The organism is Hyalangium ruber, assembly GCF_034259325.1.
Classification (GTDB): domain Bacteria; phylum Myxococcota; class Myxococcia; order Myxococcales; family Myxococcaceae; genus Hyalangium_A; species Hyalangium_A rubrum.
In genome coordinates this window covers 110,182-123,979 of the sequence record NZ_JAXIVS010000015.1, presented here as the reverse complement: position 1 = coordinate 123,979, position 13,798 = coordinate 110,182, and the positions used below count along the sequence as shown (strand labels likewise).

13 protein-coding genes are annotated in these 13,798 nt (G+C 68.1%); 9 read left to right on the top strand and 4 right to left on the bottom strand.

Annotated elements, in window-relative coordinates; all coding sequences use genetic code 11:
* Positions 1-45: 45 nt before the first annotated feature.
* The 3 genes from SYV04_RS34550 to SYV04_RS34540 all read right to left on the bottom strand — a co-directional run bounded on the left by SYV04_RS34550 (position 46) and on the right by SYV04_RS34540 (position 3,643).
* Positions 46-1,827: a vWA domain-containing protein gene (locus SYV04_RS34550; RefSeq protein ID WP_321550271.1), complete on the bottom strand. Its 1,782-nt coding sequence runs from the start codon at positions 1,825-1,827 to the stop codon at positions 46-48.
* 156 nt (positions 1,828-1,983) lie between these two features.
* Positions 1,984-2,517, bottom strand: a complete 534-nt coding sequence (locus SYV04_RS34545; protein WP_321550270.1) for a DUF3105 domain-containing protein — start codon at positions 2,515-2,517, stop codon at positions 1,984-1,986.
* A gap of 25 nt (positions 2,518-2,542) precedes the next feature.
* Positions 2,543-3,643 (bottom strand): DHH family phosphoesterase, encoded by a 1,101-nt coding sequence (locus SYV04_RS34540; protein ID WP_321550269.1) that lies wholly within the window; start codon positions 3,641-3,643, stop codon positions 2,543-2,545.
* A gap of 119 nt (positions 3,644-3,762) precedes the next feature.
* On the opposite strand from SYV04_RS34540, the gene uvsE reads away from it, so the two are divergent.
* The 4 genes from uvsE (at position 3,763) to SYV04_RS34520 (ending at position 9,162) form a co-directional block, all read left to right on the top strand.
* Entirely contained in the window at positions 3,763-4,698 is a 936-nt protein-coding gene (uvsE, locus tag SYV04_RS34535; RefSeq protein ID WP_321550268.1) for a UV DNA damage repair endonuclease UvsE, read from the top strand.
* A gap of 54 nt (positions 4,699-4,752) precedes the next feature.
* Positions 4,753-6,615: a M2 family metallopeptidase gene (locus SYV04_RS34530; protein WP_321550267.1), complete on the top strand. Its 1,863-nt coding sequence runs from the start codon at positions 4,753-4,755 to the stop codon at positions 6,613-6,615.
* Positions 6,616-6,725: 110 nt separating this feature from the next.
* Positions 6,726-6,929, top strand: a complete 204-nt coding sequence (locus SYV04_RS34525) for a cold-shock protein (protein ID WP_321550266.1) — start codon at positions 6,726-6,728, stop codon at positions 6,927-6,929.
* A gap of 22 nt (positions 6,930-6,951) precedes the next feature.
* Complete coding sequence (locus SYV04_RS34520) at positions 6,952-9,162, top strand: hypothetical protein (RefSeq protein WP_321550265.1); 2,211 nt, start codon at positions 6,952-6,954, stop codon at positions 9,160-9,162.
* Between the two features lie 37 nt (positions 9,163-9,199).
* Here SYV04_RS34520 and SYV04_RS34515 read toward each other — a convergent pair whose 3' ends face one another.
* Positions 9,200-9,907 (bottom strand): FKBP-type peptidyl-prolyl cis-trans isomerase, encoded by a 708-nt coding sequence (locus SYV04_RS34515; protein ID WP_321550264.1) that lies wholly within the window; start codon positions 9,905-9,907, stop codon positions 9,200-9,202.
* A gap of 158 nt (positions 9,908-10,065) precedes the next feature.
* Here SYV04_RS34515 and SYV04_RS34510 point away from each other — a divergent pair, with 158 nt between their 5' ends.
* From SYV04_RS34510 to SYV04_RS34490, 5 genes are all read left to right on the top strand, one after another.
* The gene (locus SYV04_RS34510) at positions 10,066-10,404 is read left to right on the top strand and encodes a PilZ domain-containing protein (protein ID WP_321550263.1); all 339 of its coding nucleotides are present in this window, start codon (positions 10,066-10,068) and stop codon (positions 10,402-10,404) included.
* A gap of 159 nt (positions 10,405-10,563) precedes the next feature.
* Positions 10,564-11,367 (top strand): LPP20 family lipoprotein, encoded by an 804-nt coding sequence (locus SYV04_RS34505; protein WP_321550262.1) that lies wholly within the window; start codon positions 10,564-10,566, stop codon positions 11,365-11,367.
* Between the two features lie 15 nt (positions 11,368-11,382).
* On the top strand, positions 11,383-12,591 hold the full coding sequence (locus SYV04_RS34500; RefSeq protein ID WP_321550261.1) for a flagellar assembly protein T N-terminal domain-containing protein: 1,209 nt from the start codon (positions 11,383-11,385) through the stop codon (positions 12,589-12,591).
* Positions 12,591-12,962, top strand: a complete 372-nt coding sequence (locus SYV04_RS34495) for a PEGA domain-containing protein (RefSeq protein ID WP_321550260.1) — start codon at positions 12,591-12,593, stop codon at positions 12,960-12,962. The genes SYV04_RS34500 and SYV04_RS34495 overlap by 1 nt, the downstream gene beginning before the upstream one ends.
* Positions 12,959-13,732 (top strand): FecR family protein, encoded by a 774-nt coding sequence (locus SYV04_RS34490; protein ID WP_321550259.1) that lies wholly within the window; start codon positions 12,959-12,961, stop codon positions 13,730-13,732. The genes SYV04_RS34495 and SYV04_RS34490 overlap by 4 nt, the downstream gene beginning before the upstream one ends.
* Positions 13,733-13,798: the final 66 nt, after the last annotated feature.

Here is a 13,798-nt window from a genome sequence, read left to right as displayed (position 1 = left end):
GAACACTCGGGCTGCGGGAGAAGCAGAGGTCATCCGTGGTGGGGATTATCGCCCAATCCGCTCGGCGGAGGCACCCTTGAGCGCCTGGGCTTGTGTCACCAGCTTCACGAACTCGGCGCGCTCGGCCTGGCCCTCGGTGGCGCCCTCCGCGAGCTTGCGGGCGGTGACGAGGCTCCAATCCTGGGCGGACGGGCTGGCGCGCAGGATGTCGGCCGTGGAGGCCACCGCCAGCGCGAAGCGGAAGTCCGAGGAGGCCGTCTCCACCGAGGAGCGCATCATGTTCCGCTCGAAGGCGAAGCTCTGCTCGGAGGCCTCGGTGCCGTTGGGGGCCTTGGCGCGGATGCGCACCGTGGCCAGCGAGGCCGCCTCGCCCGTCAGCTCCACCTCGTAGAGCGCGGTGACGTTGTGGCCGGCGCCGATCTCGCCCGCGTCCACCTTGTCATTGCGGAAGTCGCGGTCGGCCACGTCCCGGTTCTCGTAGCCCACCAGCCGGTAGCGGCGCACGGCCTGCGGGTTGAACTCGACCTGGATCTTCACGTCCTTGGCGATCACCTCGAGCGTGCCGGTGAGCTGCGTCTCGAAGACCTTCTTCGCCTCCTGCCAGCTGTCCACGTAGAAGGCATTGCCGTTGCCCTTGTCCGCCAGCTTCTCCATCAGGTCGTCACGGTAGTTGCCCATGCCGAAGCCGATGGTGGACAGCGTCACGCCCTCGGCGACGTACTTCTCGATGCTCTCCAGGATGGAGTTCGCCGAGAGGTTGGGGCCGATGTTGGCGTCGCCATCCGTGAGGACGATGACGCGGGAGACGACGCTGCCCGAGGCCTTCTTCACCGCGTGGCGGTAGGCCATCTCCATGCCCGAGCCCATGGCCGTGCCGCCGCCCGACTGGAGAGCGTCGACCGCCGCGTAGATGCGCTGCTGGTCCGTGGCGGGGGTAGGCGCGAGCACATCCCGCGTGGAGCCCGCGTACGTGACGATGGCCACCGTGTCGTTCTCATTGAGGTTCTTCACCGCGAGCTTGATGGCCTCCTTGGCCAGCGGCAGCTTGTCCTGCGACTGCATGGAGCCGCTCGTGTCCACGAGGAAGACGAGGTGCGCGGGCTTGCGCTGCGAGCGCGAGATGACCTTGCCCTGCACGCCCACGCGCAGGAAGTGGCGGCCCGAGGCGAACGGGGAGGGCGCGCCCTCGAGGTGGACGGTGAACGCGCCCTGCTGCGGCGGGGCGTAGCGGTACTTGAAGTAGTTGACGAACTCCTCGACGCGCACGGCGCCGGCCGGGGGGAGGCTGCCCTGGTTCAGGTAGCGGCGCGCGAGCGAGTACGAGGCGGTGTCCACGTCCACCGCGAAGGTGGAGAACGCGTCCTCCCGGGCGTCGGTGAACGCGTTGGGAGTGTGCGCCTCGAAGGTGTTACCGCCCTCGACGCCGGTGTTCAGCGCGTCGTCCGAAGAGGCGGTGGCGTCCTTGCGATCCAGGACCGGCCCTCTCTTGCCCCGTGCTTCTCCCTGCATGAAGTCCTGCTTTGCAGGTTGCTGCGTGCTGGCCTCCCGCGTCCGTTTGGCGGGCTCCGGGCGCGCGGGGGACATGGGCGGGGGAGGGGGAGTCGTCGGGGAAGGTGCCACCACGCCCATGGGAGCGGGCATTGCCGCCAGGGCCTTCTCCTCCGGTGCCTCGGCCCCATCCATGCGCTGGTCCTGTGCGGGGACGGACTCCGCCCGCGCGGCGGTCTCCACCTGAGGCGCCTTCGCCGACATGCAGGAGGGCAGGAGGCTCACGGCGAGGAAGGCACTTCCCCAGAGGGACAGGCGGTGCAGCGTGGACGAGGGCATGGGGTCTCCGTGTTCGGTAGGGACGCGACTCGAACGCACGGGGCCCGCGTTGGGTCTAAACGCCTTACGAAACTTCATCCACGCGGGTCCACGCGGCCGTGGCCCAGGTCAGAAAAGCCCAAGCATTTCCTTGGGATTGCTCACCTGGCCCGAGGCTCAGGGAGCGCAGCTGAGGCCCGGCTCTGGCGCATCCTGATCCTGGAGCGCCAGCAGGCACCGGAGGGCTTCAGGGTCCGCGCTGTCCGTCAGATACGCGCGCCGCCACAGGATGGCGGCCACCCGGTTGGGGATGTTGGGATCCGGGGCCACCAGTGCCCGGGGAACGTCGTTGCCGCCGCGCCGCGCGCTCCGCTGGGCCTCTTCGAGCTTGGCCACCTCCTCGGGGCAGCCCTCGGGGCAGTTGTAGAGGAAGACCGCGTGGCCGTGCTCCAGGTTGTGCAGCCAGACACACGAGGGCTGCTCGGTGTCATGGACGCGGCAGGAGAGGGTGCTGCTGCAGTGCCGGCCCGCGGTGGGCGGATTCAGCCCGTTGCCACAGCTGGTGCTCGAACAGGTGACGTGGAGCGCGGACGCCTCGGGAGCGAGCGCGAACTCGAAGCGCTCACAGCCCTGGGGCTGCGGGTCCGTGGTTCCACAGGCAAGCAGAGAGGGGAGCAGGAGGAGAGGGAGGGCCAGAGGGATTCGGAACATGGCCGCACCTCATACCGCACCCGGCTCAGCCTGGCGCCACACCCCGGCGCTCCACCTCTTCCGTACGGAGACCTCGGAAGCCCAGCGCCTCGGCGAACAGGAGGAACTCTCGCGCGGGGAGGCTGCCGCCCGTGGCGCGGGCATGGCCGTTGGCGAACTCTCCCTCCAAAGGTGGCAGACCCAGCCCCTTCAGGAAGGCGATGAGATCCTGCGGGAGCCGACTGCGCAGGGCGAAGTTCACCCGCCCGGGCAGATAGCCCGTGTTGGCGGCGATGACGATGTGCTCGGGCAGGCGCTGGGCCCAGCGGACCGCCACCAGGGGGTGGATCTGGGCACCGGAGCTGAACAGCAACAGCGCCACGTTGCCCGTGAAGCGGGGCGGCGTCTTCGCGCAGCGGGCCACCTCGCGCTGGACCTCCAGGCGGCAGTCGCGGAGCGCATCCACCCCGGAGACACGACCCTCCGCGATGTCCGCGGCACTCCCGGCCTTCATCAGCACGTCGAGTGCCAGGGGCGCGGCGAATCGGGACGAGCGGCGCGCGGCGTTGAGCAGTGCGACGGCCTCGGTCACGGCCTTTCGGCCCGCGCGGCGCAGCGCGTCCTTCAGATAGGGCAGGGGTGCGTCCGCGCCCAGGTCCGCCACCGCCCCCATCACCGCCAGCCACTCCAGGGGACCGGGGATGATCATGGGCGAGACGAGCGCGTAGGTCAGCACGCTGGTGGGGGCAATGGGCTCGTGGCCGTAGCCCGAGAGCACCAGGGCCCCCTCGGGGAACTCAGTGGACGGGTGGTGGTCCACGATGAGGGTGGGGAGCTCCGGGAGGATGGGTCCGGCGCGGCTGCCCATGTCGAGCACCATCAGTGCATCGGCTCCCACGCGGCGCAGGCGCTGCTGGAAGGGAGGCGAGTGGGCGTGCTCTCCCTTCCCAGGAAGCTGCACGGAGGGGCGAGCGCCCATTGCTCGGAGCGCTCGCAAGGCGAGCACCCCGGAGGACAGCCCATCCACATCCGTGTGGGGCGCCACCAGGACCTGACGGTCCCTCAGGCGCTCCAGGAAGTTACGCGCATCAGCCAGCGTCTCGGCGGGCGCTGGCCACCTTGGATCCCCCATCAAGCCCAGCAGCATGGCTTCAACTTGTAGCGTCGAGTGGGGTTGCGGGAGGAAAGGGGTGGGGTGCCTGCCAGCTCCTCGGGCAGGCCTGGAGGGGCCTCGCAACGATCGGCCCATGGCGAATCTGAAGAGCCATGGAAGGCCTCTCCTCGTATCGCCTGGGCTACGTCGCCAACTGCCTCTCGCTGGAGCTGGGCGCGAGCCACACGTGCCGGCTGGCGGGCGTCACCCCGCGCCGCCTGTCGGAGCTCATCGAGCTGAATCTCGCCGAACTGGAGCAGATCCTCCTGTTCAACGAGAAGCACGGCATCGAGCTGTTCCGCATCGGCTCCTCGCTCATTCCCTTCGCCTCCCATCCGGTGAACACGCTGCCGTGGTGGCGGACCTACGCCTCCACCTTCGCGCGCCTGGGCCAGATCGCCCAGCGCTCCCGCCAGCGGCTCTCCCTGCACCCTTCGCCCGCGGGCGCCTCTCTTTCATCCCGCCACCCCCACGTGCGCGAGGCCGCCCTCGCCGAGCTGCGCTACGGCGCCCGTGTCCTGGATCTGCTCGGCCAGGGCCCCGAGTCGCGCGTCGTCATTCACGTGGGAGGCGCGGCCCCCAGCCGACCCGAGGCCCTGGAGGCCGCCCACCGCATGCTGGACACGATGCCGGAGGAGCTGCGCGACCGGCTCGTCATCGAACACGATGACAAGGTGTGGACCGCGCGCGAGGTGCTCCCGCTGGCTCGCGAGCATGGCGTCCCGTTCCTCGCCGACAACCTGCACAACGCGGTGCTGCCCTCGAACCCGGTGATGCCCCTGGACGAGCTGCTGCGCGAGTCCGCCGCCTCCTGGCACGCGCTGGGCCTGCGTCCCAAGTACCACCTGGCCAGCCAGAAGAAGGACGGCAAGCCCGGAGCGCACGCCGACCGCATCGCTCCGGCCGACTTCCGCGCGGTGCTCGCCGCGCTCGAGTCCCCCGCGGACCTCATGCTGGAGGCCAAGGACAAGGACCTCGCGCTTTTCGCACTGCGTCAGCAGGCGGCACGCAGAGTGCGAACGGTCGAACACGGCGCGGCTTCCCTCTGAGCCTCCGATGTTTCGGAGTGCCTTCGGTCGGCGCTTCCTCTAGGGTCGCCGCCCATGATCCGAAACCTCACCGTGCTGCCCCTCTTCCGTGCGGCCTGTGCGGCCGCGCTGCTGTTCGCGCTGCCCGCGACGGCGCAGGGAACGCCCCCCGCGAGCGCCGCGGCTCCCCAGGCCAAGGCCACCGCCGAGGAGGCCAAGAAGTTCGCCGAGCGCGTCAACGCCGACCTCAAGCGGCTGTGGACCCGTCAGGCCACCGCCGAGTGGATCAAGTCCACGTACATCACCGACGACACCGAGCGGAACGCCGCCTGGGTGAACGAAGAAGTCCTGGCCTACATGAACCAGGCCATCAAGGACTCGCGCCGGTTCGACGGGCTGAAGCTCGACGCGGACACCGCGCGTACCATCCACCTGCTGCGCGTCAGCTCCGCGCTGGCCGCGCCCTCGGACACGCAGAAGCGCGCCGAGGTGGCCGCCATCGCCGCGAAGCTCGAGGGCCTCTACGGCAAGGGCAAGTACTGCAAGAAGAGCAAGGACGGCAAGGAAGCGTGCCGGGATCTCGGCGAGCTGTCGGACGTGCTGGCCGCTAGCCGCAACTACGACGAGCTGCTGGACGCGTGGGTGGGCTGGCACGCCATCTCCCCGCCGATGCGCCCGCTCTACGAGCGCTTCGTGACGCTGGGCAACGAGGGCGCCAAGGAGATCGGCTTCTCCAACATCGGCAACCTCTGGAAGTCGGCCTATGACCTGCCTCCCGAGCAGTTCGAGCAGGAGACGCAGCGCCTGTGGCAGCAGGTGAAGCCGCTCTACGACGACCTGCACTGCTACGTGCGCGCCCGGCTGGCCAAGCACTACGGCGAGGCCAAGGTGCCCGCCGGCAAGCCCATCCCCGCGCACCTGCTCGGCAACATGTGGGCGCAGGAGTGGAACAACATCTATCCGCTGATGGAGCCCTTCCCCGGCCAGGCCAGCTTGGACGTGAGCGCGGCGCTCAAGGCGCAGAACTACGACCCGAAGAAGATGGTGCAGCTGGGCGAGAAGTTCTTCACCTCGCTGGGCCTCAAGCCGCTGCCGGCCACCTTCTGGGAGCGCTCGCAGTTCACCAAGCCGCAGGATCGCGACGTCGTCTGCCACGCCAGCGCGTGGGACGTCACCTACGAGAACGATCTGCGCATCAAGATGTGCATCAAGCCCACCGAGGAGGATCTCGTCACCATCCACCACGAGCTCGGGCACAACTACTACTACACCTACTACTTCACGAAGCCGGCCCTGTATCAGGCCGGCGCCCACGACGGCTTCCACGAGGCCATCGGTGACGCGATCACCCTGTCGATCACCCCGGGCTACCTGCAGCAAGCGGGGCTGTTGAAGGACGTGCCGAAGAACGAGAAGAACCTCATCAACCTCCAGATGAAGGACGCGCTGGAGAAGGTGGCGTTCCTGCCCTTCGGCCTGCTGATCGATCAGTGGCGCTGGGACGTGTTCGCGGGCAAGACAGCGCCGGGCAACTACAACAAGGCGTGGTGGACGCTGCGCGAGAAGTACCAGGGCGTGGCCGCTCCGGTGGCGCGCTCCGAGAAGGACTTCGATCCGGGGGCCAAGTACCACGTGCCGGCCAACGTGCCGTACACGCGCTACTTCCTGGCGCGCATCCTCCAGTTCCAGTTCCACAAGGCGCTGTGCGAGGCGGCCGGCTTCAAGGGCCCGCTGCACGAGTGCTCCGTCTACGGGAACAAGGAGGCCGGCAAGAGGCTCCAGGCCATGCTGGAGATGGGAGCGAGCAAGCCGTGGCCAGAGGCCCTGTTCGCCATGACGGGTCAGCGCCAGATGGATGCCACTCCGCTCATCGAGTATTTCGGCCCGCTGCGCGGCTGGTTGCAGGAGCAGAACAAGGGCCAGAGGTGCGGCTGGTAGATGTGGACACGGGTATAGGCGCCGCTTACATTCAACTTGCTCTAACGAATTTTCTCGTGGGGACCGGACGACGGCTATTCGCGTCCGTGAAGTCAGGAAGAGAAGAAGAAATGGCTACTGGTACCGTGAAGTGGTTCAACGATGCGAAGGGCTTCGGTTTCATCACGCAGGATGGCGGTGGCGAGGACGTGTTCTGCCACCACACCGCGATCAACATGGACGGCTTCCGCACCCTTCAGGAGGGTCAGAAGGTCCAGTTCGAGGTGACCCGCGGTCCCAAGGGCCTGCAGGCCCAGAACGTGCGCGCGGCGTAATTCGCCTCGTTCTTCGTTGCGCATGAGGGTCCGATCCGAGAGGGTCGGGCCCTCGTCGCTTTTCTGGAGGTCCCCCGTGCGTTCGTACCTGCCCCGATCCGCTCGCCTGCTCTCCCTTCTCTCCCTGCTGGGTTGTGCCTCAACACCTCAGGGGCCTGCCTCGGAGTCAGCCGAGCCGGCCAGCCAACCCGCCCCTGCTTCCTCGGAGGCCCGTCCCGTGACGACCGCATCGAGCCCCGCCGCGCCCACGTCCGCGAAGAAGCCGGACACTTCGGCCCTGAAGGCGGAGCTGGTGGCGAAGCACGGTGAGGCCCAGCGAGCTCGCATCGAGCGTGGCGTGGAGCAGGTAGCCGCGCAGTGGCGCGAGGAGGACGGGGACATGGCGGCCTTCGTCCGCGAGCACTTCATCGCGGACCCGAAGGCGCTGGATGCCACCTTCGCGCGGCTGGAGCGCAACTTCGAGCAGCTCGACGGCTACTTCAACGCGCTGGGCCGCGAGGTGCGCTGGGCCACGGACGTGGACCTGGGGCCGCTGCTGCCGGTGGATCCGCTGTTCGCTTCGTATGATCCGAGCGCGCACACGACGGAGGATCTGTTCCAGTCGAAGGTGGGCTTCGTGGTGCTGCTGAACTTCCCGCTCACCACGCTGGCCGAGCGCGCCGCACAGGCGAAGAGCTACACGCGCCGCCAGTGGGCCGAGGCGCGGCTGGCCGGGCGCTTCAACCGCCGCGTCCCGGCGGAGGTGCAGCAGGAGGTGTCTCGCGCGGGCGCGGAGGCGGACCTCTACATCGCCGAGTACAACATCTGGATGCACCACCTGGTGGACGAGAAGGGCGAGCGGCTCTTCCCGAAGGGGCTGCGGCTCATCACCCACTGGAACCTGCGAGACGAGCTGAAGGCGGACTACGCGGACAAGGCGAAGGGGCAGGCCAAGCAGCGGACGATCATCAAGGTGATGGAGCGCATCGTCACCCAGACGATCCCTGCGGCCGTCATCGACAACCCGAAGGTGGACTGGAACCCGTTCACCAACACCGTCACGGCGGCGCCCGCGAATACGGTGGAGGAGAACGCTCCGGCGCGTCAGGCGAAGGTGGACACGGCGGCCGAGCCGGACATCCGGTACGCGCGGTTGCTGGCGCACTTCAAGGCCGCGCGCCGCGTGGACCCCTACGTGCCGGTGGCGCCCACACAGATCGCCCGGAGCTTCGAGCTGCAGCGGGAGCTGCCCGAGGAGCGGGTGAAAGCGCTGCTGACGCAGGTGCTCACCTCGCCGCTGGTGCCGAAGGTGGCGAAGCTGATCGAGCAGCGGGTGGGGCGCAAGCTGGAGCCGCAGGATCTGTGGTTCAACGGGTTCCGGCCGGGCTCGTCGCGCTCCTCGGAGGAGTTGGACAAGCTGACGCGGCAGCGCTACCCGACGGCGCAGGCGTTCTCCAAGGACATCCCCCGGCTGCTGCAGGGGCTGGGCTTCACCAAGGAGCGGGCGGCGTATCTGGCCGAGCGCATCGAGGTGGATCCGTCCCGTGGAGCGGGCCACGCCATGCAGGCGATGCGGCGCGGCGACTTCCCCCACCTGCGCACGCGGGTGGAGAAGGACGGGATGAACTACAAGGGCTACAACATCGCCGTGCATGAGCTGGGGCACAACGTGGAGCAGGTGTTCTCGCTCTACAACGTGGACCACACGCTGCTGCAGGGCGTGCCCAACAACGCCTTCACGGAAGCGCTGGCGTTCGTGTTCCAGGCGCGGGACATGGAGCTGCTGGGGCTGGGCAAGCCGGACGCGGCGGCCGAGAAGGAGCGGGTGCTCAACGACTTCTGGGCCACGTGGGAGATCGCCGGCGTGGCGCTGGTGGACATCGCGGTGTGGCACTGGATGTACGAGCACCCGGAGGCCACGCCGGCGCAGCTGCGCGAGGCCACGGTGGCGATCGCCAAGGAGCACTGGGAGAAGTACTACGCGCCGGTGCTGGGCGGGCAGGGCACGCCGCTGCTGGGCATCTACAGCCACATGATCTCGTACCCGATGTACCTGCCGGACTATCCGCTGGGGCACCTGATCGCGTTCCAGATCGAGGAGCACCTGCACAAGAAGGGGCCGCTGGGCGCGGAGTTCGAGCGGATGTCCAGCTACGGGGCGGTGACGCCGGACCAGTGGATGGTGAATGCCACGGGCCTGCCGGTGAGCGCCGAGCCGCTGCTGCGCGCCACGGAGGCGGCGCTGAAGCGTTAACGGACCCAGGGGCGCATCCCCGGGCCCGTGACTCCCGCTACTGCCGGGAGGTATCGCCGGGGATGCCCACCAGCTCGATCTCGAACTCCAGCACGGCGTTCGGGGGAATCTTCGAGCCCATGGGCGGGCGATCGCCGTAGGCCGCCTTGGCGGGGCAGACGAGCCGGGCCTTGCCGCCGACCTTCATCTTCTGCACGCCCTCGGTCCAGCAGGGGATGACGCCGTTGAGGGGGAACTCGGCGACCTGGTTGCGCCGGTAGGAGCTGTCGAACTCCTCGCCGGTCATCAGCGTGCCCCGATAGTGGACGGCCACGGTGTCCTTGGCCTTGGGGTTGGCGCCGGTGCCAGCCTGCACCTCCTTGTAGATGACGCCGGAGGGGAGCTTGACGGCGCCCTTCTCCTCGGCCGCCTTCGCCAGGAACGCGTCGTTGGCCTTGGCCTGGCGTGACTTGGCGAGCCCCTGCAGCTTTCCGGAGTACAGATCCACATCGACGGCGGAGGGCGCGCCGGTGACGGAGTCCGTGAGGCCGCGCTTGATGATCTCGAGCTCGGCGGGGCTCAGGCCGAAGACCGCGAGCCCCTTCCCGAAGCCATGCCCGAGCGCGTAGAGGGTCTTCTCTTCCTCCGTCTGGAGCTGCGCGGTCGGCGCCGCGGCCGGCGCTGGCTGCGCCTTCGCCTTCCCCTGGGCCTGCGCCTGGGACGCCAGGAGGCCGACTACCACCGTCGCCAGCAATGTCATTCGCATCGATTTCTCCTCGTACGAGAGCCGGGAAACTATAGGGCCACCCATGAGTCATGAGGCGTGGGCGGCGGCCGTTTTCTTGCCAGCTTGCTGTTTGCCTCTACCCTCGCGACACCCTGCTTCATCCTGGAAGCGGGCTGTAGCAACACGCGAGGGACGAGATGAGCGACAAGCGGAAGACGAAGCGGGCACCGATCGACATCTACCTGAACAAGTACATGGGTGGCGTGCCGTACATGACCCGTGCTTCCGACATCAGCCCTGAGGGGCTGAGCCTGGCGCAGCTCATCGAGCCGAAGCACCACGCCCGGCGCGTGGGGCTCCAGTTCCAGCTCCCGGGCTCCGAGGAGGTCATCTACGCGGAGGGCGAGGTCGTCCGCGAGTGGGCGGAGCTGGACACGGCGCGTCGCGAGCGCTCCGGTGTGCGCTTCACGCTGCTCACCGAGCGGCACCGCCGGATGATCGACACCTACGTCACCCAGAACGGTCAAGAGAACTGACGCAGCGCGTCGCGCCTCGCGTCACGGGAACGCGATTTCTAGAGAGCAGGCGTGCTTGGAGGGGGGAGCGCGCCTTGACTTCACTGAAAGCCGGTCGATTGAATGGCCGACATTTCAGTGGCGTCATCTCGCCGCGTTCTCCGAGGACGGAGGCCCCCTTTGAAGCGTTCGTTGTGGATGCTGGCCCTGGTCGTACCGTTGTCCGCGGTGGCCCAGGGTAAGGATGTGAAGCCTGCGGCCCCCGCGGCTGCGGCTGCGGCGAAGCCCGAGACCGGAATCAACTGGGAGGGGCAGATCCTGCGGGCCACCGGCGCGGGCTCGCCGGACATGAAGGCCGCCAACCCGGCCCAGGCGCGACTGGGGGCCGAGCGCGCGGCGAAGATGGACGCGTTCCGCAATCTGCTGGAGCAGGTCAAGGGCGTGCAGATCAGCGCCGGCCGCACGGTGGGCGACGCGATGGGCAGCGAGGAGCTCCGGGGCCGCGTCGAGGGAGTCATCCGCGGCTTCAAGGTCGTCAACAAGCGCTACTACTCGGACAGCGGAGTGGAGTTGGACGTGGAGGTGCCGCTGTCGGCGCTCACGGCCACGCTGCTGCCAGCCGCGGATGCGGCGATCTCGGTGAACGAGCAGGGCACGAAGAAGTACACCGGGCTGGTGGTGGATGCGCGCGGCCTGGGCGCGAGTCCGGTGCTGGCGCCGCGACTGCTGGACGGCGCGGGTAAGGCCGTCTACGGCGCGGAGGCGCTCTCGACCGACGCGCGCAAGGCCTCGGCGGTGGCGGCGTACTTCAAGAGCCTCGAGGACGCGCGCAAGAGCACCTTGGTGGGCGAGAAGCCGCTGGTGGTGAAGGCCTCGCAGCTCCAGGGCTCGGACCTGGTGCTGGCCGAGGAAGCGCTGAAGCAGCTCACCGAATCGAACGCATCGTTCCTGGCCGAGGGCCGGGTCGCGATCGTCACGCAGTAGCGCGAGAGGGCGGACATGAAGGCGTTGAAGCTCACGGTGGTGTCCTGGCTCCTGGTCGCGACTGCGCTGGCGGCAGGCAAGCAGCCCGACTTCGTGACCCAGGAGGTGACGGGCGAGGCCGCGATCGTCGCGGGTGACACGGACAAGGCGGTGCGGGATGCCCGCAACGCCGCCTTGCGCGAGGCGGTGGAGAAGGTGGTCGGCGTGCGGATCTCCGCGCAGACGCTGACGTCCAACAACCAGCTCATCCAGGACAAGATCCTCTCCCGGAGCGATGGCTACGTGCGCAAGTACGACATCGTGGACCGCAAGGAGGAGGGCGGGGTGATGAAGGTCACCCTGCGCGCACAGGTGGGGACCACGCAGCTCGACAAGGATCTGCAGGCCGTGCAGGCCCTCATCCAGCAGCTCGGCAACAAGAAGCTGGTCATCCTGGTGTACGAGCAGACGGTGACGCCCGATCAGGCCTCGATCACCAGCCAGACGATGAGCACGGTGCTCACCGAGGCCTTCATGAAGGACGGCTGGACGATCATCGACCCGGCCTTCGCCATGGGGAAGGTGCGGCTGCAGCCCGGCGCCACCGCGCTGAGCAACGCCGAGGCCAAGGAGATCGGGGACCTGACGAAGGCGGACTACATCCTCTACGGCAACGTGACGTATCAGCAGATCGCGCCGAACAAGAAGGCGTGGGGCGAAGTGGACGATCAGGGCAACCAGCTCCTGTTCTTCGTCTCCGGAGGGTACGATCTCTCGATCTTCGAGACGGCCAGCGGGAGCCAGCTCGCCAAGGTCTCCGGCGGCTTCGACAACAAGCAGAACAACGTGGGCGAGCAGGGCAAGCTCACGGTCTCCTATGAGCGCACGGCCTACGAGGTGGCGCGGGTTCGGGGCGAGAAGGTCGTCGCCGAGGTGCGTACGCCGGTCGTCGCGTACCTGAACAACGCGTTCTTCAACGGCAGCCGCGTCAGCATGAGCGTGGTGGGCCTGACGGACTACGCGGCGGTCCAGGGCTTCAAGAAGGTGCTGGCCAAGGAGCTGTCCTCGGGGCTGCGCGAGTTGGGGCAGGGGACCTTCAGTGGAGGCAAGGGTCAGTTTGACCTGACCTTCCTGGGCACCATGGACGATCTGGCCGAGGCGGTGAGCGGCAAGACGTACAAGGGCAAGAAGGTCAGCGTGACGGGAGTGGGCAACAGCACCATCGAGCTGACGCTGGCGCGCTGATGCGCGGTGGGCTCTGGCCGGTGGGGTTGGTAGTGGCGCTGAGTTGTGCCGGGCGCCAGGAGGAGCCAGCGACGCTGGGCCAGGCCCGGGAGCTTTTGCGCAACGCCGGGACGCCGAGCGGAGATGTGGTGTTGCGGTGCGAGCCTCCGGACGCGGAGGTGTACCTGGACGGTGTCATCCAGGGGATCTGCACCGACTTCCGGGGCTCGCCCCGGGGGCTGAGGGTGGGCAAGGGGCTGCACCAGATCGAGGTGAGGAAGCAGGGCTACTGGCCGTACACCACCTATTTCGAGCCCCATGGCGCCCGGGCCGCCTTGGACGTGCGGCTCCAGACGATGGGGACCGGGACTCCCGAAGGAGGTGCTCCGTGAAGGGCTTGCTCAGGTCGACCGTTGGTGGACGAGCGGCGGTGCTGGCCGCGCTGGTGCTGCCCGGACTCGCGCTGGCGAGCGTCGGGAAGGTCCTCGTCATGGAGGGGACGGCGACGCGCACGGACGCCAGCGGACAGCAGCATGTGCTCCTGGCCGGCGCGGAGATCGAGGTGAAGGACTCGCTCCAACTGGGGCCGAAGTCCAACCTCAAGATCCAGTTGAATGACAACAGCGTGCTCATGCTCGCGGAGAACAGCCAGCTCTACATCGACGAGGCCACCTTCGAAGGAGTGAATCGCAAGAGCTTCTCGGCGAGGTTGGGGCTCGGCAGCCTCTGGGCGCACGTGAAGAAGGTGATCTCCGGTTCGGAGGCGAAGTTCGAGGTGAAGACCGAGCGCGCGGTGGCCGGCGTGCGCGGCACCATCTTCCGGGTGGACTACGTCAGCAAGGTGCAGGGCATGACGCCCGGGCCGAAGCCGGACGTGGTGGTGCGGGTGGTGGAGGGGCGCGTGGTGGTGGAGGCCCAGGTCCTCAAGACGGTGAAGAACCAGACCCAGCCAGCCCCCGGTGCCAAGGGTGACAAGAAGCAGGCGCGGACGGAGAGGCCTCCGCCCCGAGAGGTCACCCAGGAGCAGTGGGAGGCGGGGTTCGCCAACCTTCAGAAGGAGCAGCAGGTCAGGGTCGGCAGTACGAATCTGGGAGAGGTCGAGCCATTGGACTGGAAGGCCATGGAAGACGACTTCGGCCGCTTCGTGAATCGCAACAAGTAGTCACCTCGAGAGGAGCCCCGTCATCGGACGTCGCAAGAAAGGCAGCGCACGCGCGGTGAAGTCCCC